Consider the following 21,100-nt stretch of genomic DNA (forward strand, 5'->3'; position numbering starts at 1 on the left):
CGCCCGCGCATCGTCCGCGCAGCGCAACCGTCCCCGCCGCCGGCGCTCCGTGTCAGACCGGGGTGACGCCCAGGCGGCCCAGGCCGCCCGTGCGGCGCAGAGCCACCGAGCCGTACGGGGTGCGCAGGCGCAGCCAGTTGCCACTCGCGAGGAGTGCCGGCTCGGCCGGGTCCGCGGGGTGGGGCAGGAGGCCGAAGACGCGGGCGGCGTGCGCGGCGCGCAGAGGGAGCGGTGTCCCGCCCAGCGGGCGGCTCCAGATGTCGCCGCCTACGCGGTCCACCTCCGCGCGCGTCCGCTTCTCCTCGGGCAGCGCTTCCACCCGGGACTTGAACTCCGCGACCCCCGCCACCACCGCGACGCGCAACTCCTCCGGTTGCGGCAGCCCCGCCACCGGCTCCCAGCCGCTCCGCGGCGGCAGCAGCCCGGCCCACCCGGGTCCGCTCACCGGCTGCGGCAAGTCCACGGCCAACTCCCGCCGTACGGCCGGGGATCCGGCGCCCTGCCCCGCGGCAGCGGCCTCAGCCGACCCGGCATCACCCAGCCCGGCACCGGCACCCGCGCCGGCGCTCCCCGCACCGGCACCCGCGCCGGCGCTCGCCGCCGCGTCGATCGCCTCCGCCAGCTCTCCCGCCGACACCGTCTCGTCCAGCTCCGCCGCCGACGTCAGCAGCGCCGTACGGACCACGATCACGTCCAGCGCCGGCGCGTGCCCGAAGACGGCCAGCGCCGCTCCCCCGGTCCCGCTCCCGGCGCCGGGCGCCACCCGCAGCCGCACCGCCGCGCCCTTGTCGTACCGCAACAGCCGCCCCAGGAACACCGCCAGGCCCTCCGCCTGCCGTCCCTCGGCGAACACCAGCCGCCGCGTCATGCCGCCGCTGCCTCCTCCGGCTCCCCCGGCGTCCCGGGTTTCACCCGGCCCCCGGGCGGCGGCCCCAGGTACTTCTCCAGGAACGCCCGCTCCTCCGTCGTGATCCGCCGCGGCCGGCCGGCCTCGAAGTCGAACGGCACGATGACCGTCGACGCCTGCGCGTAGACCGCGCCGCCGTCCTGCGAGGCGTCCTTCACCTCGTACGCCAGCGTCGCCGCCGCCGCGCGGATCTCCGTCACCCACACCTCGACCGTCACCGGCTCGTACCGGTGGACGAGCTGGCGCCGGTAGTCGATCTCGTGCCGGGCCACGACCGACCCGCCCGCGAAGGACGTACCGCCCCCGCCGGCGCCCTCCCCGGGCGCCAGCCGGAACATGAAGTCGATCCTGGCCTCCTCCAGATAGCGGAGGAACTCCACGTTGTTGACGTGGCCGTACGCGTCCATGTCCGCCCACCGCAGCGGGCAGCGGTAGACGTGCCGGGCCACGTCAGCCACGGGTGAGCTTCTTGTACGTCGCCCGGTGCGGGCGCGCCGCGTCCGGGCCGAGCCGCTCGATCTTGTTCTTCTCGTACGACTCGAAGTTGCCCTCGAACCAGAACCACTTGCTGTCGCCCTCGTACGCCAGGATGTGCGTCGCGATGCGGTCCAGGAACCAGCGGTCGTGGGTGATGACCACGGCGCAGCCCGGGAACTCCAGCAGCGCGTTCTCCAGCGAGGACAGGGTCTCGACGTCGAGGTCGTTGGTCGGCTCGTCGAGCAGCAGCAGGTTGCCGCCCTGCTTGAGGGTGAGCGCGAGGTTGAGCCGGTTGCGCTCGCCGCCGGAGAGGACGCCGGCGGGCTTCTGCTGGTCCGGGCCCTTGAAGCCGAACGCGGACACGTACGCCCGCGAAGGCATCTCGACCTGGCCGACGTTGATGTAGTCGAGGCCGTCGGAGACGACCTCCCACAGCGACTTCTTGGCGTCGATGTTCCCGCGGGACTGGTCGACGTAGCTGACGTTCACGGTGTCGCCGACCCGGATGCTGCCGGAGTCCGGCTTCTCCTGGCCGAGGATCATCTTGAACAGGGTCGTCTTGCCGGCGCCGTTGGGGCCGATGACGCCGACGATGCCGTTGCGCGGGAGCGTGAAGGACAGGTCCTCGATGAGCAGCTTGTCGCCGAAGCCCTTGCTGAGCTTCTCGACCTCGACGACGACGTTGCCGAGGCGCGGACCCGGCGGGATCTGGATCTCCTCGAAGTCGAGCTTGCGCATCTTCTCGGCCTCGGCCGCCATCTCCTCGTACCGGGCGAGGCGCGCCTTGGACTTCGCCTGCCGGCCCTTGGCGTTGGAGCGGACCCACTCCAGCTCTTCCTTCAGGCGCTTCTGCCGCTTGGCGTCCTTCTGGCCCTCGACCTTCAGGCGCGCGGACTTGGTCTCCAGGTACGTGGAGTAGTTGCCCTCGTAGGGGTAGGCGCGGCCGCGGTCCAGCTCCAGGATCCAGCCGGCGACGTTGTCGAGGAAGTACCGGTCGTGGGTGATGGCGACGACGGTGCCCTCGTACTGCGCGAGGTGCTGCTCCAGCCAGGCCACGGACTCGGCGTCGAGGTGGTTGGTGGGCTCGTCGAGGAGGAGGAGGTCGGGGGCCTCCAGCAGCAGCTTGCAGAGCGCGACGCGGCGGCGCTCACCGCCGGACAGGTTGGTGACGGGCCAGTCGCCGGGCGGGCAGCCGAGGGCGTCCATGGCCTGGTCGAGCTGGGCGTCGAGGTCCCAGGCGTTCTCGTGGTCCAGCTCCTCCTGGAGCTTGCCCATCTCCTCCATCAGGGCGTCGGTGTACTCGGTCGCCATCTGCTCGGCGATCTCGTTGAACCGGTCGAGCTTGCCCTTGGTGTCCGCGACACCTTCCTGGACGTTTTCGAGGACGGTCTTCTCCTCGTTGAGCGGGGGCTCCTGGAGGAGGATGCCGACGCTGTAGCCGGGCGAGAGGAAGGCGTCGCCGTTCGACGGCTGCTCCAGTCCGGCCATGATCTTGAGCACGGTGGACTTCCCGGCACCGTTGGGGCCCACGACACCGATCTTGGCGCCGGGCAGGAAGTTCAAGGTGACGTTGTCAAGGATGACCTTGTCGCCGTGCGCCTTGCGTGCCTTGCGCATGGTGTAGATGAACTCAGCCAAGAGAAACCGTCCGGCAGATGCGAGGTGGGCAGATGCACCCATCTTGCCGCACGCGCGCCCCCGCGCGAAAACGCCCCCGGTCGCGCCCGTCGCCTGCGGCGGCCGGGGACGGGGCGGGGCCGCCCCGCGGGCATGCGAAGGGGCCGGATCCCGAAGGATCCGGCCCCTGTGCCGTGCAGAGCGTCAGCCGTCAGCCGACGTCCGCCGGCCGGCACCGCTCGGCGCTGCTACGCGCTTCCCGGCGCCGGCCGGAGGGCCGTCGTCAGGCGGCGTCGGCGCCGCCGCTGCCGCGCCGGCGGAGCAGGAAGACGGTCGCACCGCCGACCACGACCAGGCCGATCGCGACGCCCGCGATCACCGGGGTGGCACTGCTGCCACCGGTGTTCGCCAGGTCGCCGCCCTCGTCGTCACCGGCGTCGTCGCCGCCGGCGGAGCCGCCCGCGGAGGCCGGGCTCGGCTCGCTGGGAGCCGGAGTGTCGTTGCCCGCGGTCTCGCAGTCGAGCACGCCGGTGAACTTCTCGCTGAAGCCGTCGTCACCGTTGATGGTGATCTCGTACGCCTGGTCCTCGGCGACCTCGACCAGCACGGTCTTGGACTCGCCCGGCGCCACGGTGTGGGACTCGCCCGCCAGCTCGAAGGAGAAGGGCTGGTCGCCCTTGTTCTCGGCGGTCACGTCCACGCCGCCCTTGGCGCAGTTCTTGTCGGCGGACAGGGCCGGGATCGGACCCTCGCTCGCCCACGTGGCGGTGGCCTGCGAGGTGACGGTGGTGTCGCTGGAGCCGGCCAGGATCTGGGTCTGGCTCTTCGCGTGCTCACCGACACCGGCGAAGGCGCGGCCGACGGGCACCTGGGTGGTGGCCTCGGCGGTCAGCGTCGCCGACCCGTCGGGGGTGCCGGCGGGGACGTCGAGGAAGACCTCGGCGCCGTCGGCGGCGCTGGTCAGCGCCTTGCCGTCGGCGTCGACGACCTTGACGCCGGCGGACTCGGCCTCCGGCGACAGCGACAGGTTGGCGCTGGCGGCGTCGGTGTTCACCGTGACCGGGCCGAGCTTCTCACCGGACTTGCCGGAGATCGCGGTCGGACCGAGGTTCAGCGAGGGCGCCGGCTCCTCGATGGCCTGGGCACCGGCCTCCAGGTAGTCGGCGAGCTTCTCCGCCTCGGGGTCCTTGGCCTCGACGTTCACCTTGTCGGAGAAGCGCCAGATGGCGATCTGGGTGCCGGCCGCGGCGGTGTTCTCCGTCAGCTCACCCGCACCGGCCGCCTCCGAGAGCGCGGACAGGTCGTCCACCTGCGGGTAGGAGTTCTGCAGAATCCAGTTGATCTTCCCAGCGTCGGGGTTGTTCTGCAGCGAGGAGGCGCTCCAGGGCACCTCCTGGTACTTGGCCTCCGGCTGGGTCGGGTTGCCGAAGTCGATGCAGTAGGTCTGGATGGAGCCGCCCTGGTCGACGGCCATCTCGAACAGACCGGCACCGATCTCCTTGCCACCGTCGACGATGGCGGTGTCCTTGATCGTGAGCCCGCCCAGGGTGGCGGTGGCGCCGTTGGCGGGCGGCGCGTCCTGCGCCGCCGCGGGACCGGCGCCGGCTATCGCACCCGCGGTGGCCAGGCCCGCGGCGAGCACAGCCGCAGTGAGCCGAGCAGACCGCCGATGTGACGGCCTCCGAACAGAAGTCATGGTCGAAAATCCCCTCCGGGCGGGTTGGTCAAGGCTCGGATTGCCCCCGCCGTAAGAACGCCTTCGCTCCGGGCTCGTCGAGCCGCTCGGAATCCTATGGACTCCCCTCGTCCCGCGAACCTCAAATGCCCCAAGGGGACAGGGTTTTAGAACGCAATCGTTACATCGGGCAACGACTATTTCGGGCAGACCCCAGCGGACCGGCAGAAGTTCTCGCGCCGCCCTCGAACAGATCTTCTCGGAACCGTCACCGTCCGGATTCCACGGGGCGGGCAGACGGCCACACAACTCCGGTGCCGGACCCAGGGGTTGGGGCCGGAGGGCCGGGGCCCGGGAACCGGGCCCCGCACCCCGGGTCACGGACCGCCGATGCCGGGCCGGCTCAGATCCCCGGACTCGGTTCGGTCCCTGCCGCGGGGTTTCGCGTCAGCCCAGGTCCGGTGTCAGCACCGGCTGCCGGTCCCCCTGCTCCGCCGTGTCCGGCACCCCGTCCTCCAGCGCGGGCGCCAGGGCGTCCCGCACCGCGACGTCCAGGTCCGGTCTGCCGGGCTCCGCGAAGGACGGCCTGAGTCGCGACACCCGGCGGAACGCCGCCGTGCCCCAGCCGAGGTCGTGGCCCACCGCCGTCGCGTCGATCGTCGGGTCCGTGCAGTGCACGCCCTCCTTCTCGTACTCCCTGACCCGCAATCGGCCGCGCACCAGCAGTGGTTCGCCGATGGCCACGGAAGCCGCCACGTTCTCCGCCAACTGGCGCCACGCCCAGACCGTGAAGAAATTTGTATAGGAATCGGTCCAGCCACCGCTCGCCTGGTCGAACCTCCGCACCGTCGCCGCCAGGCGGAAACGCACCGCGGGCACCCCCGACTGCGTCGTGCGGTAATCCGCGCTCGTGGCGGCATTCCCCACCACGGTCACCATCGTCTCGTTCATCTCCGCGCACCTCCCCCGTCCGGGCACGTCACCTGCCCGCCGACCCCTCATGCTGCCCGCTCAGGTCCGCCCCCGCGACCCCTGTGGATAACTCCGGACCGGACCACGTAACAGCAGGTCAGGACCGTTCATTACCGCCCGACGCCACGGCGTACTGCTCCCGCACCTCGCGGTAGCGCAGCAGCTCGGCCGCCATCGGCTCCAGCACCCGCGCCCGCCCGCTCGCAGCAGCCGACTCGCGCAGCCGGCGCTCCGCCTCCTCGCCGTACCGCCGCGCCGGGCCGCGCGCCGCGAACCGGCAGGCCAGCGCCAGCCCGGGACCGCCAGCGGCGGTGACCGCCACGAGGGCCAGCGGCAGCGGCCACGGCACGCCGGTGACACCGGACACCGCCCCGACCAGCCACAGGACGGCCAGCGCCTGCAGGCCCAGCAGCGCGCGCTGCACCGCACCCACCACCGACCACCACCGCGGGCGCGGCACCGCCCCGGTCCCGGGCCCGTCGCCCGCACCCGGCGCGACCACGGCCCGCCCGCCGGCGCCGGACACCTCGGCACCCGGCGACTCCGCGCCCGCGTCCGGGTCCGCCGCCTGCCTCGTCAGCCCGTCCGCCAGCCCCTCCGCGCCGCGCACTCCCGCCTCGCGCACCGCCTTCGCCCATGGCGCCGGCAGCCCGGTACCCGCCTCCTCGGCCACGGTCCGTACGGCCTGCTCGACCATCGCCCGTGCGGGGACCAGCCCCTGCTCCCCGTCCCTGGGTTCCGGCATCAGCGCCCCGACGTCCGTGGACCGCCCGTCCGGCCCGGGCGGGCTCGGGAGATCCCCCGCGCCGCCGGAGCGCACCTGTCCCTTCGTCCTACCGCCACGCGCCGCCGCACCCGGCCGCCGGCGTCGCCACAGCTCCGCCAGCCGTGCCCCGCACGCCTGTTCCGCCTCCCGCAGCCACCACTGCTCCGCCGCCTGCCCCGTGGCCGCCGCCCCGACCGCCTCCGCGAGCCGGTCCTCGAACTCCGCCCTGAGCCGCTCGTCCAGCCCGCCCCCGCCGCCGTCGCCGACGTACACCTCGCGCAGCCGCGCCGTCGCCTCGTCCACGTCCGCGGTCAGCCGGAGTTCGGCCGCCCGGCGCTCCGCGATGAACGACACCAGCTCCGCGCGCAGATCGCCCACGCCCTCGCCGGTGAGCGCGGACAGGGACAGCACGCACGCGCCGGGCTCTCCGTGCTCGCCGAGCGCGAGGCCGTCCTCGTCGAGGAGGCGGCGCAGGTCGTCGAGGACCTGCCCGACGGCGTGCGCGGGCAGCCGGTCGACCTGGTTGAGGACGACGAACATCACCTCGGCGTAGCCGGCCAGCGGTTGCAGGTAGCGCTCGTGCAGCGCCGCGTCCGCGTACTTCTCCGGGTCGACCACCCAGATCACCGCGTCCACCCGGCGCAGCAGGTCTTCCACACTGCGGCGGTGCTCGTCCACCGCCGAGTCGTGGTCGGGCAGGTCGATGAGGACGAGTCCGCGCAGCCCGAGGTCGTCGCGGAGCGGGCGGGCGGCGCGCGCCGGGAGCCCGAGGCGTTCGAGGAGCAGGGTCGGCGCGTGGTCGCCCGCGCCGCGCCAGGCGCAGGCGGAGGGCAGGGAGGTGGTGGGCCTGCGCACCCCGACGTCGGAGAGGGGGGCGCCGGCGAGCGCGTTGAAGAGGCTGGACTTGCCGCTGCCGGTGGCGCCCGCGATGGCGACGACCGCGTGGTCGAGGGAGAGCCGCTGCCGGTCGGCGGCTTCGTCGAGGACGCGGCCCGCTTCGGCGAGCGTGCGCCCGTCGAGTCGCGTACGGGAGAGGCCGACGAGCTCGCGCAGGGCGTCGAGCCGCCCGCGCAGGGGGCCTTCGGCACGCGGTACGCATCCTCCGGGCACCCCCGCGTCCGCCCCGTACCCCGCCCGCGGCCCACCGCGACCCCGGCCCGCGGCGCGCGGCACGGCACCGTCACCGTCGTACGCACCGCCGCGCCCCGAGCCGTCCGCGGAACCCCCGCCACCCGGGCCCACCCCGAGGCCCGCACCGTCTCCGAAGTCGTCGTCAACGAGCCCCGCACCGGAGCCCGCACCGGAGCCGACGCCGGGCCCCGCACCGGAGCCCGCCTCAGCCCCTGTACCGGCCCTCAGGCCCGTGCCCGCACCGTCATCCGCCCCGGGCCCCGCACCCCCGTCCACCGCCCCGGCCGCCGCCGCACCGCCCACCGGCTCCGGCACCCCGGCCGCCCCTGCGTCCAACCCGCCGTCCGCACCCATCTCCGCGACACCGCCCTCTCGCCCACCGCCGTCCGCCGAACCCCCGTGCCCCGCACCGACCCCGGCGCCGGAACCGCCCCCCGTATCCACGCCGTCCACGGCATCCACAGCCGACGCCCCGGACCCCTCAGACGCACCAGCCGACACAGCCACCCCCGCAACCCCCACCATCGCGTCCCCGGCAGCGGTCGCCACCGCCCCACCGGAAGAATCGGCACCGCCCCCCACCTCCCCCTCGCCCTCCGGCAACGGCAAGGGCAACGGCAAGGGCACCGGCACCGGCACCGGCACCGGCACCGGCACCGGCACCGAGTCGGCCACCCCCGCGCCGCCCTCCGCCCGTACCGCCTCCCGGCGCTCCCGCCGCACGCCCCACCGCGCCGCGCGCCGCGCGATCAACCCGTCGTCCCACATCCCGCCGGCGGGAGGCGCCGCACCCACGCCCGCACCACCCGGCACATCCGCCACGCCACCCGCATCCCCGCCGGGCTCGTCCGCCCCCGCGACCCCACACAACTCAGCCACCTCGGACACCCCATCGACCCCACGGGCCCCCACCGCCGGCTCGGCGGCCTCCCCAATCGGAACCGGAACCTCCGCCGATTCGCCGCGTCCCGGCGTCTCCTCCGCGCGCACCTCGCCCACCTCGCCCGTCACCTCGTCCGTCACTTCTCCCGCTGCAGCACCGACATGGCCGCGATCAACTGCGCCTGCTGGCCCGACTGCGCCTCCAGGGAGTCGATCGCCGCCAGCCGGCGATCCCGCTCTCCGTCGAGCACCCGCTCGAAGTACGTGCCGAGCAGTCCCCCGCCCCGGCTCCGCAGCCGCAGCCCGCCCTTCGCGCCCAGCAGCGCCGCCAGTTCGTCCGCGGCCCCCGGCCCGTTCCGGCCGCCGAGCAGCGCCACCGCCAGCAGCGCCGCGACCTCCTCCGGATCCGCGTCGCCGGGCCGCTCCGCCGCCCGCAACGCCTCGTCGGCCAGCTCCTCCAGGCACCGCTGCCAGCGCCGTACGAGCACGCCCACCCGCTCCTGCGCCCCCGCGCGCGCCTCGTCGAACGGCACCGCCGCCGCGCCCGGCTCGCGGCGCAGCTCGGCGGTGAACCGCTCGTCGGCGGCGGCCACGGCGCAGTACAGGACGGCGGCGACGCTGCCGGTCAGGGCGTCGAGCAGCGGGCCGGAGGCGCCGGTGAGGGCACGGCTGCGGTAGTGCGCGAGAGCGTCGCCGGCGAACGCGCTGCCGCCGACGAGGTCGGCGTGCGCCCGCTCCGCGGCCTCCTCGTACGACCGCTCCACGCGGTGCGCCATCCGCGCCGTCGCCGCGTGCTGCGCGGCGCACGCCCCGGCCAGCGACGTGACCCGCGAACGCAGCGACGCGAGCACGCCGTTCGCGGTCCGGACGGCCGCATCCGCGCGGGCCTCGGGGTCCTGGGCGCGGTGGGCGAGCCAGTCGCGCAGCTCCCGCACCGCGGTGGCGGGCAGCAGCCCGCTGCCGCCGCCCGCGGACTCGGGGAGTTCGGGGACGGTGAAGCGCGGCACGTCGCCGAGCCCCGCCTTGCGCAGCAGCGTCGCGTACTGCAGGGAGATCTCGCCGGCGACCTGGTGCGGCACCCGGTCGAGCACGGTGACCAGGCTGACGTCGTATTCCTTGGCCGTACGCAGCAGGTGCCAGGGCACCGCGTCCGCGTACCGCGAGGCGGTCGTCACCAGCACCCACACGTCCGCGGCGCACACCAACTCGGCGGCCAGCTCCCGCGCGTGCCCGGCGAGGGAGTCGATGTCGGGGGCGTCGAGGAGGGCGAGCCCGCTCGGTACGTTCTCGTCGACCTCGATCCGCAGGAGCGTCCCGTCGGGCCCGCCGCCGCCCTCGCCGAAGGTCGCGCCCCTCCGGGCAGGACCGCGCCGCGTCGCAACGTCCCGCGCGGGGTACGGGTCACACTCGTCGTACGCCCCGGAGGCACCCCTGTTCGCCCCGTACGCCTCAGGCGAACCCCCGCCGTACGCCCCACGGGAACCGCCACCCCCGAACGACTGACGCGACCCGCCGCCGTCTCCGGCACCGCCGCCCTCCCCGTACGGCTCCTCGACCTCCTGCGCCTCGTACGCGCCGTACGACTCATAGGCCTCGACGCGCCCGTGCGCCGCGTCCTGGCGCGGCATCCACACCCGTGTCAGATGCGGCAGCACCCGCTGCCCGGCGAACCACGACTGGTCGTCGGGGTGGCAGACGAGGACGGGCATCCGCGTCGTGGGCCGCAACACGCCGGACTCGCTGACGCATCTGCCGACGAGCGAATTGACGAGCGTCGACTTCCCCGCCCCCGTCGATCCGCCGACCACCGCGAGCAGCGGCGCGTCCGGCCGGTGCAGCCTGGGCACCAGGTAGTCGTCGAGCTGGGCCAGCAGTTCCGCTCTGCTCCGCCGCGCCCCGTCCGCCCCGGGAAGGGGGAGCGGAAAGCGCGCCGCGGCGACGCACTCGCGGAGCGCGGAGAGTGCGTTCAGCAGGTCAGGCCGTACGTCCGAGGTCGCCACATGCGAAGAATGCCCGCTTCCATCCGAATTTGAAAGCGTTTAGCCCTGCAGCGCGCCTTCTTCAACCCGGAAGCTCCCGCCACGCGGGCATAACGACTGCACAACACCACCGGCGCCACCCGGAAAAAAGCGGTGCGCGAATCGCACTCGCCTGCGATTATCGGGACGCTTCACTGAACCTCCACAAGGTGGTGCCGGAGTGAAGCTACCGGGTGTGGCTCAACGGAGCCCTATCCTTGACTCCTGGCAAGGTCACGGATCCGCCGAGCCCGGCCACCGTTCCACGCCACACCGGCCCCCGTAGCTCAGCGGATAGAGCAGGCGCCTTCTAAGCGCTTGGTCGCAGGTTCGAGTCCTGCCGGGGGCGCAGGGCTGCCCTCCTCCCCCAGGGAGGGCCCAACCTGCAGGTTCACCTGCCAGCTCCAGCTCGCAGCAAGATCTCTGGCGATGGACTACCTGCCACCCTCACAGACCGTTTTACCCCGGTTTCAAGCCTCTGTGACGCGCCTCTGTCCCCACATCCGTCCCCAAGGAGGCTGTCGTCCCCACTCCACAAGATGCGCTGAGATGAAACGTGCCTGGTCAGCCAGCTTCTCACGATGCATCGGCCGACGACAGACAGGCCAGGCGATTTACGGCACCTGCTCTGTTCTCAGCACGGAGCTGCGGAAGAGCTTCACCCGTCGTCGTCTCCCCTCTCTGGTTCCGTGGTCAGCCCGGCGGCGTCCATCAGGTCCGGGTCCAGGTCATCCCCCGTCGCGCTCCGCCCCTCCCGCTCCACAGCGGACTCCGCAGTCATTCCTCCTGGACTCACATCGCTCTCCGCGAGCATCGGAAGGACGTACGCCTGAGCCTGCCCCGCCAGGTGGAGCGGGAGCGGGAGGGATAGCGCGGCGGCATAGTCCGGCGCCTGGCGCAGTTGGTGTACGGCGAGGGCCAGGGCCTCGGCCTCATCCGGGTTGCCCAGCGCGCGAGCGCCCTGGTCGTCGCCCGCGTGACAGCCGAGCACTGCGATCTCGAGCAGGGTCGGGTTCCAGGCGCTGGTGCCCGCCTGCGACGTGAGGTTGCCCGCGGCGTTGACCCGGGTTGCCAGGCGGTCGAGGGCGGGCGACACCGCATGGGTTCCGGGGCGCTCGGTGGTGCTGTAGAAGGTCCGGTCGCCTGCGGAGGGCTCGCCTTGCGGTGGGACGGTCTGGGTCCAGAAGCCAGCCGGCTGTCCCTGCGGCTTGCCAGGTTCAGCCAGGCCCCACCACTGCGCGGCCTCCCGCCCGCCGCACCCGCGGACGCGCACAAGGCGGAGTTCGTCGTCGAGCCGGCCCGCGGGGGCGTGGCCCGTCTGGATCAGATCCCGCTCAATGCGGCCGTCCTGCAGCCATGGCCAGTGCCGCCTGCTGTTCTGTGCGTGGGCGATCAGCACGGTGGGCTGACCGCGCAGCGAGTGCAGGAGGCGCTGGAGGAATGCCGCGGTCTCCCTGCGCTGCTGAGCGAGGTTGGCGCGCCACTGCTTGCCCGTCACACGGGGGGTACTTGAATGCGGGCCGCCGTCCTGCGGGTCAGGCTCCGCGCATGCCTCGGGATCGATCTCGGCCTGCTTCACCAGGCCGAGGAGGAAGCGCGGATACGGCACCCACTCCCCTGCGGCGTCGTCCCAGCCGCGCACGGCTGCCAGACCCACCGCGTCCGGCAGCGGGGTGGCCAGAACGGCCACCGGCAGGTGCTTGGGCAGCCTGGTCGGGCCGTCCTTGCGGCGCTTCACCATCCAGACGGCGGCGTACTGAAGTCCCTCGGGCAGGTCGTCGCCGAGCGTGTGCTGCGGCAGTACGCGAACGCCGAGCTGGCGCAGTCCGTCGAGCCAGGCGCTGTGGGCGCGGTGCTCGATGCTGTCCGCGTTGTCGATCTGCCGGTCGGTCGACGGGGTCACGACGAACTGGGTCAGTACCCCGGCGTCGGCGCAGCCGAGGCGGACGGCGAACTTGGGGTCGGCCGTCGAGGGACGGAAGGTGCTGCGGTGGGCAATCTCCACCAGGGCGAGTTCCGGGTGGCCGGGGTCGGCGCCGTCCGCGCGCAGCCATGAGCGCAGGGCGCGGCGGCGCTCGCCGATGGCCGTCGCCAGGGCCGCACCCTTCGGGCTGACGGCCGGGTCGGGCACCAACCGGTCGCCGAGTCCGTCGGTCAGGGGCAGGCAGCGCAGCCGCAGGGTGAGTTCCTCCGTCCGCCATTCGAGAACGACGGGGGCTCCGGGCCTGGCTTCGTCGAAGTCCCGGTCTGTGACCGCGGCGGCGGAGGCGCCACCGTCCCCGTCCAGGCCCAGGACGCGGGCGAACTGGGCCACCGCCTCCTTCCGCACCTCCGGTGACTGCCACAGCAACCGGACCTCCACTAGCGGCGGGCCGCTGCGGTGCGGGCGCCCGCCGGAGATCCGCACCTGTGCCCCCAGGTTCGCCCTGCGCGCCCGGGTTTCGCGCAGCAGCTCGGTCTTCTTGGCCTCGTCGGTCCTCGGTTTGGGTCGCCGGTTCTCCGGTGCGCCGATGCCCTTACCGCGTCCCCGCCTCAGATCGGGTACCCGCACCACCATGTCCGGAAGGGCCTGTTCGGCCCATTCGGTCAGCTGGGCGCGCTGGTTGGGCATGAAGCCGGTGCCAATCTCGTGCTTCCCCATCCTGGTGCTGTGCACCACGGCGGCGCGGACGCCCCGGCCCTCGCCGATCCATGAGCCCGGTTCGGTGAGGAGTTGCTCCGGGTCGGGGAAGTTGCCGGTGAGGCTCAGCCCGCGCAGGATGCCGGCGGTGTCGTTCTCCGACCAGGTGAAGGCGTCGGCCGCCCGGTCTCGGCGCAACCGGGCGAGTGCGTAGCGCTCGGTGGCCGGTGCTCCGGGCAGCCAGGGGATGGTGGGCCGCAAGTAGACCGTGGTGGCCTCCCGGTAGGGCAGGTTGAGGCGTTTGCTGGCGGCCCGCGGATGCGTCGCCCATCGGCGTACGCCCCAGTGCAGCTGGAGGCGCGGCCGTCGGTCGAACGGCGCGGTGTGCAAGGAGATGTTGAGTACGACGGAGAACCACCACTCCTTGCGCTTGACCGGTCGGCACAGGGGCTGCGACATGATTTCGGCGCCCTGGTCGCGAGGCCCGCGAGGTACCGCGCGAAAGCGCAGCTCGCCGCCTTCGAAGGGGTAGGGGTCGAGGGACAGGATGCGGCGGGCCAACGCGTCGGTGGCGAGCTGGAACTGCCGGGATTCGGGGGCGGCGGTGCCGCCGGCGGTGACGGGGGCGCCGAGCAGTTCGACGCCGGTGACCGGCTGCCACGCGGGCAGGTTTTTCTTGAGATCGGCGCTGCTCGCGAGCAGCGCCGATCGGAACCCCGGGTCCTGCCCCGCGCCGTAGGGGCCGAGTGTGCGCAACCAGGCGTCCAGGAGCCGGCTGAGGGAGCGGTCCGGGAGGGGATCGGACGCCGAGGCGGGCACGTACATCCAGAAGTCCTCGGCGATCCGGTGGCTGTGCTCCGGCATCGGCTCGACGGGGATGCGGGGCCGGGGGCGGACGATCACGTCGGGGGCGAGGGTCTGCAGGACGCCGTCGAACCGGCGCGTCGGCAGGGTCAGCCGCCGCTTCTCCTCGTCCCGCCCGTGGTTGTGCAGTTCGAGGAGGTCAGCGTGCCAGTGTTCGGGAAACGCGAGTGCGCGGAAGTCCTCGGTCCAGGGCTCGCCGTCCTCGGCAAGGTGGTACGCGGATCGACGGATGTGCTGGTACATGCCCGTTTCTCCCTGTCATGTCGTACGTGGTCGGTGGCGCGCCGTCTCTTCGACGACGTGGGAAGTGGCGGGGTCTGGGGGTGTCAGTCGGTGCCGCTTGGCTCGGGCGGAGCGCTCAGGCCGCGCAGCGCCTCGTACAGTGGCCGGTAGAGCAGCTTGACGAGTTCGCTGTCGGCCGGGTCGGGATCGGTACCCCGGGTACTCCCGGTGCCGTTCCGGGCTCCGGTTTCGTCGAAGTAGGGGGCGAGGACGTCCCGAAGGCGGACCAGCAGTCCCGGGTCGCCGGTGCGGGACAGCCCGCTCCCGTTGGCGGCAGGAGCCTGCGCCGCCGCCAGCCGGGGTGCGAAGGCGGCGTCGACGAACACGACGCGGGCCGGTACGCCACCGCGGACGAGACGGCCGATGACCTGCCAGATGGTGACAAGCTGGTCCCAGACGAAGGACTCCTTCTCGTCGTCGGGGAGAGCGGAGTAGATATAGGGGCGGGACAACACGTGCCGCCATACGCGGCGGGCGACGGTCCGGAAGGCGCCGCCCGCCGCGTCGAGATCCTCGGCCGCCCTCACCAGCTCACCGAACGTTCCGTCCGGGCTGGACAGCTGACCACGTACGAAGCGGCTCGCCCAGTCGTTGATGGCGAACACCGCAAGGGACAGGTCATCGGGGCGAGGGTGTGGCCGGACCAGGAAGAACACAGTCCCGAACGCCGCCACCCGCTCCTCGCCGGGGCGCCGGGGGGTGGTGAGAATGTTGTGCCCCCGCTCGACGGCGAGCAGAGGGGCGACGAGCAGTTCGGCGTCCGCGTCCTCGGCGAAGGAGGCGAGGTCCCCGCGGCGCACCGCCGCTGTGCTCCGTGTCCGGCTGCCCGCCGGCGCCGCGCCGTCGACCGCGGTTTCCAGTTCCGCGTCGTCGGCGGCCAGGACCCGTACCCGGCCGCGCCAGCGCGGGATCTCGTCCAGGGCCGCGGCGGCCACCCCGGCCTCCGCGTAGCTGCCCACCAGAAGCAGAGCACGCCTGCGCCGCTCGTCGGGGATCTGGGCGAGTTCGCCCTGCAGCGGGGAGGTGGTTCCGTCCCTGCGGGGACGGGCGAGCCGGTCGATCATCAGGCGCAGGACGTCCTCGCGTTTGTCGGGGTGCTGTCCGGAGAGGCGGATCGGCTGTCCTGCCCCGTCGTGGACGAACTCGGTGCGGAACACGGTGTCCCGGATGGACCGCAACGCCTTGCGCTGCGGTTTGAGCACCGCCCGGACGGGAGCGAGGACGTGGGCGCGGGTGGACGTGCCGGCCCAGCTGGTGCCCGACATCAGCAGAACGTGCGGTCCGGCCTTGTCCCGACCGGGATCGGCGCCCAGTCGGTGGAGGCCGAGGAGCAGTTCGCGGCCCACGCCCGCGCAGCGGAAGAAGCGCAGGGTTCCGGTGCGACGGCCGTCCTTGTCATGGGCGGCGGCACGTTCGTCGATGAGGTACTGGAAGCCGAGGACGTTGCCCATGGGCGCTTCGGGCACGAGTGGCGCGTAGTCGAGGGGCGGTCGGCGGGTCAGCTCGTGGCTCGCCGCGTCGAGCCGCAGCGCCGCCTCCGCCTGGGGCCACAGGAACGTCACCCGGTCCAGGCGCTGGTGCAGCGCAGCGAGCACGAGGGTGAACTCCAGTCGCCGCGCGTTTAGTTCGCGCCACTCCTCGGTGAGAGGCACCTCCTCGCGCGCCGGCTCCCCGTCCTGGCGGGCGGTGGACGGCGGACGCTGCCGGGGACCCGGCGCGCCGACGAGGAAGGAGTCGAGGAGGGCGCGGACGCGCCGGCGTGTCCGCTTCTCGTCGAGGGTGTGCAGGACGTCGTGGGCGAGGGCGATGAGCTCGTCGGCGGGTGTCAGGTAGGGACCCTGCCCGCCCAGCGGATCGTCCCGGAACGTATCGAAGAGCCCGGTGATCTCACCACGGCGGTGCGCCCAGGGCACTTCCGGCTCGGGGGCGCCGCGCCCCCTCGGCTCGTCCTCGCCGCCGCTCGCGTCCTCGTCCTCGTACAGCGCGTTCTCGTCCTCGACGTCCGCCGCCTCAGCTCCGTCCGGTCGCCGGACGGACCGGCCGGACGTCAGCGGATACCAGGCGTTCAGCAGCTTCTCCTGGAGGGTCCATGCGCTGAAGTAGTCGATCTGCGCCCAGGTCCGCAGCCCTTCGTCGTCGATGAGCATGGCGTACAGCCGGTCCGCCGCCGAACCGACGATGTCCAGGGCGGCGGACCACCGTTCCACGTCCTGGTCGGAGAGCTGCAGCCGTCCCTGCCGGGCGAGTTCGGCGATCTCATGGGTCTGCAGCTGGTCGAGCCAGGATTCGGATACACCGGTGGAGACGAGAGTGGCCGACGGCGCGAACATCTGGTCCAGCTGCATCTGGACGCGGTCTGCCTCGTCAACGACCACGATGTCGCTGCGCAGACACGCGAGTTCGAGATAGCGCAGGCGCTCGGCGTTGAGCTGGCGCGGTACGGCCGTCTGGACAAGGCTGGCGGGGTTCGCCACCCAGATCAACGCGTCCACCAGCTCACGTGCGGCGGAGTGGCGGGGGCAGGCGCTCCACAGCGGGCAGCCGTGCGGGGTGCCCCACTCCTCCTCTTCGTCGCTGTCCTCCTCGTGAGTCTGCCTCCCGGCGGCCCCACGGGCGCGTTCGAGTTCGCGTACGGCGTGTTCGGCCGCCAGCTCGTCGGCGGCGTCGCGGGGTTCGGCGGTCCTCTCCCGGCGCACCGGGTGCAGGCCGCCGCACGGTGCGTCGTTGTAGCGCAGTGGCTCCGAGGTGTCGAGTGCGCGCAGCCCGTCCAGTGGGCAGGCGGTGCTGAGGTGCCTGAACGCGGCGTCGGTGTGGGCGAGGAGCGAGTGCGCTCCGCGCGCGGCGAGCCTGCGGTGCAGCCGCTGAGTGTGCTGGGGCCGCGTGGTGCCGCCCTGGATCAGGGCGGCGTTCAGGCCGAGACCGCGGAAGAGTTCGGTCAGGGCGAGCTGTTCGGCCACGTCACCCACGACGAGTGTGGTGCGCAGGCCGTTGCGGTGCGCCCAGACGGCGAGCAGGGTCATCAGGGTCGACTTGCCGGCGCCGACCATGCCGACGAGGTGGGTGAGCCGATCGAGCGGCAGCCTGGACGCCGGTGCGAAGGCGGTCCCGTCCGGGGTGCGGGTGTCGAGGTCGAGGTCACGCAGGCGCTGGGCCCAGTTGCCCGCCTTTCGGCCGCGGCGCCGCTCCTCTTCGTCCATCCACCGGGCCGCATCGGCGAGTTCGGTCAGGGGTACGTCCAGCGGGCCCGATGCGGCCGGGCGTTCGGTGGTGAGGGGGTGGCCGGGGTGCGGGTCTCGTACCAGGTCGGCAGGTACGGTGACGGAGGTGCGCCGGTGGTGGCGGTCCATGAAGCGGTGCTCGCCAGCCGGCGCCTGCTCCAGCGGCTTGACCGTGAAGCCGGGCAGGTGCGCGAGCGCGTCGTCGTACGCGGCGAAGCGGTCGGCGGCGACCACGAGGGGAAGCCGGTACGCCGGTTCCCCCGCCGCCGGGACACGGTACGCACGCAGCCGTTCCGGCAGTTGCAGGTAGGCGTCCAGGGACTGGCGCCACATGCGTCCGCGGCGCATCGGCCAGAGCAGGTGCCGGGCCGCGGCGAGCGCGGCCTGTTCCGCCTCACCGACGGACAGCTTCGCGGCGCGGGCGAAGGCGGGACCGTAGCCGCCCAGGAGCGTCCACGCTCCGTCGGCGGCGTGGCCGGGCGCCACGGTCTCCATCAGCCGCAGGGCCAGCTCGACCCGGCACAGCAGGGCGGGCCGGGTCCTGGCGTGCTCTTCCGGCCAGGGCCCCAACGCGGCCACGACCGGCTCGTACCAGCTGCTGCGGTCACGCATCGTCCACTCCGTCCTGCCCGGCGTCCTCGGCCGGCGTCACACTGTCCGCTGGGTGGTTCCCGGTGGCCCGTCGGCCGGAGCGGGACGGTCGGCCCGTTCCGGTGGGAAGCGGGCCGATGAAGGCGTCCGGCCCGCGGTCACCCGACAGCCGCAGCCGCGCGGCCCGCACCAGCTGTCTGTCCGTCAGCAGCCGCAGGCCACCGGCCTGAGCGCCCCGCTCCCGGGCGTAGCTGTCGAGGTAGTCACGGCGTGCGCGGACCCTGAACTCCGGGACGACCCAGCACGCCTCGTCGTAGGGGGGTTCGGCGCGTACCGCGGTCGCGCTGCGGCCGAGAAAGGCGGGATGGGCCCAGTCCTTGACGTCCACGGCCCACACATGGCCGTCGGGGAACGTCACGCGCACGTCGTACGAGTCGAAGTTGGGCCACATCTGGACGGTGAGCCCCAGCACCCGCAGTTCGACCTCCAGGGAGGTCTCCGCCCGTCCCGGCCCGGTGACGAACAGCCGCAGCGGTTTGCGCAGTTGGCGCAGCTCCCCCACCTCTGCCGCCACGAGTTCCCGGCCGTGCGGCGCGGGACCCCGATGCCGGCACTGGTCCCGCTCGCACCACCAGCCGGAATCGGACACCGGGTGCAGCAGGGTCAGACAGCGGTGGCAGCACAGATAGGAGCCGTCCCGCCGGAACCCGGCGGGGACGGGAGCGTAGACCTCCTCGACGAGGAACCTGACCGGGTCGAGGAAGAGGTCACAGCTGATCTCGGCCCATTCCTCCTCGGTGAGGACGGGCCGGGTGACCAGGAGGCGGCGGAAGGCCGTGTAGGACTCGGGCGACGACATCGCGCGGCAGGCTCGCAGTGCCTCGTGGATGACCAGACGGTCGTACTGGCGCCCGGTGCTGTCGCCGTATCCGCGTACGGCGAGTTCGTGGCAGAGCTGTGCGGGTTCCCCCGAGCCCTCGTCGATCAGCCGGTCCGCGGCGTCGAACAGGTCCGGGGGCAGCTGGTCGAGTGGCCAACTGCTGAGCGGCCGGGCGCGGGCCCAGCGCATCATCTCGGGTACGCCGGCCGGGGGCGAGGCCCCGTTGCGCAGGCACTGGAGGACCAGTGCGTCCAGGGCACGCTGCGCACTGGGCGGGTAGGGCAGGGTGAAGGCGTCGAGGTCGCCGACGGCCGCCAGCTGCAGGACCGCGGTGGCGACGTCCCTCAGCAGGACGACGTCCGGGTTGAACAGCCAGTCGGGTAAGGGCTGTTGGTCAGTCATGGGCCGGAAGATCTCCTCGCGAATGCGGTGGGACGCTCGGCTCCGGGCCGTCGGCGTGCGAGGGCGCGCCGGGGCTCGGCGGCAGGGGATGGTCGGTGACGTAGGCGGTGCCGGGCCGGCACCAGGCCCGCGCCCGGCAGCCGTGACAGTGGTGTCCGGTCCTCGGTTCGTACGTGGTGTCGCCCAGGAGCGGCTGGGCGAGGCCGGCGATGACGTCCCGGGCTTCGTCCACGACCTCGGAGCGGCCGGGGTCGACGCTTTCGAGCCTGCTCTCTCCGCGGCTCTCGCGCAGATGCTCCAGCTCGACCCAGGAGCGGCGCGGGTCGTCACCCAGCGCCCCCGCGTGGAACAGCAGGACGCCGAGGGCTAGTTGCGGGTACGTGCGGAGCAGCGGCTTTCGCTCCCACAGCGGGCGGGCGGACGTCTTCGTCTCGCGCCAGATCCACCGGCCGCGGTGGGTGTACACCAGATCGGGTACGGCGAGGACGACGACGTCGAGTTCCGGCACATAGGCCGTCACCCGGTGCTGGACGAGTACGCGCTCGTCGGAGCCGAGTCCGTTGAGCGGGCACAGCAGCCGGTGCTCGGCCAGCATTCCGGCGGCTTCACGCGCGGACGTCTCGTCCAGGCCGGTCCCGGACCGCAGCGCGGCCGGGTCGGGGACCGCTCGGTCCCGGCAGCCGCGCACCGGCCGCTCGCCGTGTCGCGCGTCCAGCCAGGAGTCGACAGCCCGGCCGCGCCGCGCGCCCTCGTTCTCGGTGGACAGATCGTTGAGGTGCAGACGCCGCACCAGGTGGTACTGGGCGGGGCATTCTTCGTGCAGCCGCAGGTCCCAGGCGGAGAGGGAGCGGCGTTTGCGTGCGGCGGACGGGGGCCGTCCTCCCCACAGGCCCGGGGTGCGCTTCAGGTCCGTACAGCCGGTGATGGCCTTGCAGTCGACGCAGCTCTCGCCGGGCCGGGTGCCGGTCCCGGTCGCGGCGGCGAGGAAGGCCGGCACGGCATGGCCCTCGAACCGCTTCCTCGCCTCGACGGGCCCTTCGCCGAACCGTGGTGCCGTGCCGAGCAGCGGTTCCACCGAGCCGTCGGCGCATCCCACGTCGAAGACGCGCACCAGGGACGGCGGGCGGGTGGTGCCGGCCGCCGCGGCCGGGGGTTCGTCGCGCGCCCTGCGCCGGGGCGTGGGCGCCCCGTACGCCATCACCTGTGCCACGGCTCCGAGTTCGGCCTCGGGGCGACTGGTCTTGGCCCGGCTCAGCGAGGGCAGCCACAGGTCACGTACCGTCCCGTCGGCGGACGCGTACATGCGGCCCCACAGAGTGTGCTCGTACTGCCGGGCGCCGCGCACGTCAGGTGCGTCCGTGCGGCGCGTGCGCCACGTCCACGGGTGGGTGACCGCCAGGGTGGGCGGCAGCCCCGACTCCTGGGCGGCTGCCTGCTCCCGGGCACGGGCCGCGACGTACTGCTCCAGGGCGTGCGCGGTCCACGCGAGGTGGGCGGGGTGGACCGGGGCACCCCTGCCCCGGAACGGCCCGCGGGTGCCGCGCAGTTCCGCGTGCACCCGCGCGACGGACCAGCCGCGGTGCTCCACGAGGTCGAGCGCCGTGAAGAGCGGACCGAACCCGAATTCCTCGTACACCGTGGGCAGGAACGGCACAGCCGGTTCGGCCAGGAGCTGGGGCCGCATCGCCATGCGGCGGTGCGCGGGGCAGGCCGGGGCGTCGGGCCTGGCCATCCGGGGACTCGCCTTGATCAGCCAGTCGTCTCCGGCGACGCCCGGTGGATTCTGCATGGTGACCCC

The 21,100-nt window shown here is 73.3% G+C and carries 11 protein-coding genes and 1 tRNA gene; 1 reads left to right on the top strand and 11 read right to left on the bottom strand.

Annotation, left to right across the window (positions count from 1 at the left end):
* Window positions 1-52 precede the first annotated feature (52 nt).
* The 7 genes from ABGA99_RS07745 to ABGA99_RS07775 form a co-directional block, all read right to left on the bottom strand.
* The gene (locus ABGA99_RS07745) at window positions 53-868 is read right to left on the bottom strand and encodes a hypothetical protein (protein WP_347582378.1); all 816 of its coding nucleotides are present in this window, start codon (window positions 866-868) and stop codon (window positions 53-55) included.
* Window positions 865-1,356 carry a thioesterase family protein gene (locus ABGA99_RS07750; RefSeq protein WP_347576755.1) on the bottom strand — a complete coding sequence of 164 codons (492 nt, stop codon included), beginning with the start codon at window positions 1,354-1,356 and terminating at the stop codon, window positions 865-867. Before ABGA99_RS07750 ends, ABGA99_RS07745 begins: the two co-directional genes overlap by 4 nt.
* A gap of 1 nt (window position 1,357) precedes the next feature.
* Entirely contained in the window at window positions 1,358-3,022 is a 1,665-nt protein-coding gene (gene ettA / locus ABGA99_RS07755) for an energy-dependent translational throttle protein EttA (RefSeq protein ID WP_347576562.1), read from the bottom strand.
* Between the two features lie 262 nt (window positions 3,023-3,284).
* Window positions 3,285-4,697: a thioester domain-containing protein gene (locus ABGA99_RS07760; RefSeq protein WP_347576563.1), complete on the bottom strand. Its 1,413-nt coding sequence runs from the start codon at window positions 4,695-4,697 to the stop codon at window positions 3,285-3,287.
* A 426-nt stretch (window positions 4,698-5,123) separates the two neighbouring features.
* Window positions 5,124-5,627 carry a single-stranded DNA-binding protein gene (locus ABGA99_RS07765; RefSeq protein WP_347582379.1) on the bottom strand — a complete coding sequence of 168 codons (504 nt, stop codon included), beginning with the start codon at window positions 5,625-5,627 and terminating at the stop codon, window positions 5,124-5,126.
* A gap of 118 nt (window positions 5,628-5,745) precedes the next feature.
* A complete protein-coding gene (locus ABGA99_RS07770; protein WP_347582380.1) occupies window positions 5,746-7,899 on the bottom strand; it encodes a GTPase in 2,154 nt (717 codons plus the stop codon).
* A gap of 665 nt (window positions 7,900-8,564) precedes the next feature.
* Window positions 8,565-10,427 (bottom strand): GTPase domain-containing protein, encoded by a 1,863-nt coding sequence (locus ABGA99_RS07775; RefSeq protein ID WP_347582381.1) that lies wholly within the window; start codon window positions 10,425-10,427, stop codon window positions 8,565-8,567.
* 294 nt (window positions 10,428-10,721) lie between these two features.
* Between ABGA99_RS07775 and ABGA99_RS07780 the strand changes: the two genes are divergently transcribed.
* Window positions 10,722-10,794, top strand: a tRNA-Arg gene (locus ABGA99_RS07780).
* Window positions 10,795-11,103: 309 nt separating this feature from the next.
* Here ABGA99_RS07780 and ABGA99_RS07785 read toward each other — a convergent pair.
* From ABGA99_RS07785 to ABGA99_RS07800, 4 genes are all read right to left on the bottom strand, one after another.
* Window positions 11,104-14,172: a DUF3962 domain-containing protein gene (locus ABGA99_RS07785; RefSeq protein ID WP_347582382.1), complete on the bottom strand. Its 3,069-nt coding sequence runs from the start codon at window positions 14,170-14,172 to the stop codon at window positions 11,104-11,106.
* 83 nt (window positions 14,173-14,255) lie between these two features.
* Window positions 14,256-18,041, bottom strand: coding sequence for a hypothetical protein (locus ABGA99_RS07790; RefSeq protein WP_347582383.1), 3,786 nt, complete (start codon window positions 18,039-18,041; stop codon window positions 14,256-14,258).
* A complete protein-coding gene (locus ABGA99_RS07795) occupies window positions 18,034-19,302 on the bottom strand; it encodes a hypothetical protein (RefSeq protein WP_347582384.1) in 1,269 nt (422 codons plus the stop codon). Before ABGA99_RS07795 ends, ABGA99_RS07790 begins: the two co-directional genes overlap by 8 nt.
* Window positions 19,295-21,091: a PD-(D/E)XK nuclease family protein gene (locus ABGA99_RS07800; RefSeq protein ID WP_347582385.1), complete on the bottom strand. Its 1,797-nt coding sequence runs from the start codon at window positions 21,089-21,091 to the stop codon at window positions 19,295-19,297. Before ABGA99_RS07800 ends, ABGA99_RS07795 begins: the two co-directional genes overlap by 8 nt.
* Window positions 21,092-21,100 lie beyond the last annotated feature (9 nt).

Origin of the sequence: Streptomyces sp. B5E4 (assembly GCF_039871555.1) — a bacterium.
GTDB lineage: Bacteria > Actinomycetota > Actinomycetes > Streptomycetales > Streptomycetaceae > Streptomyces.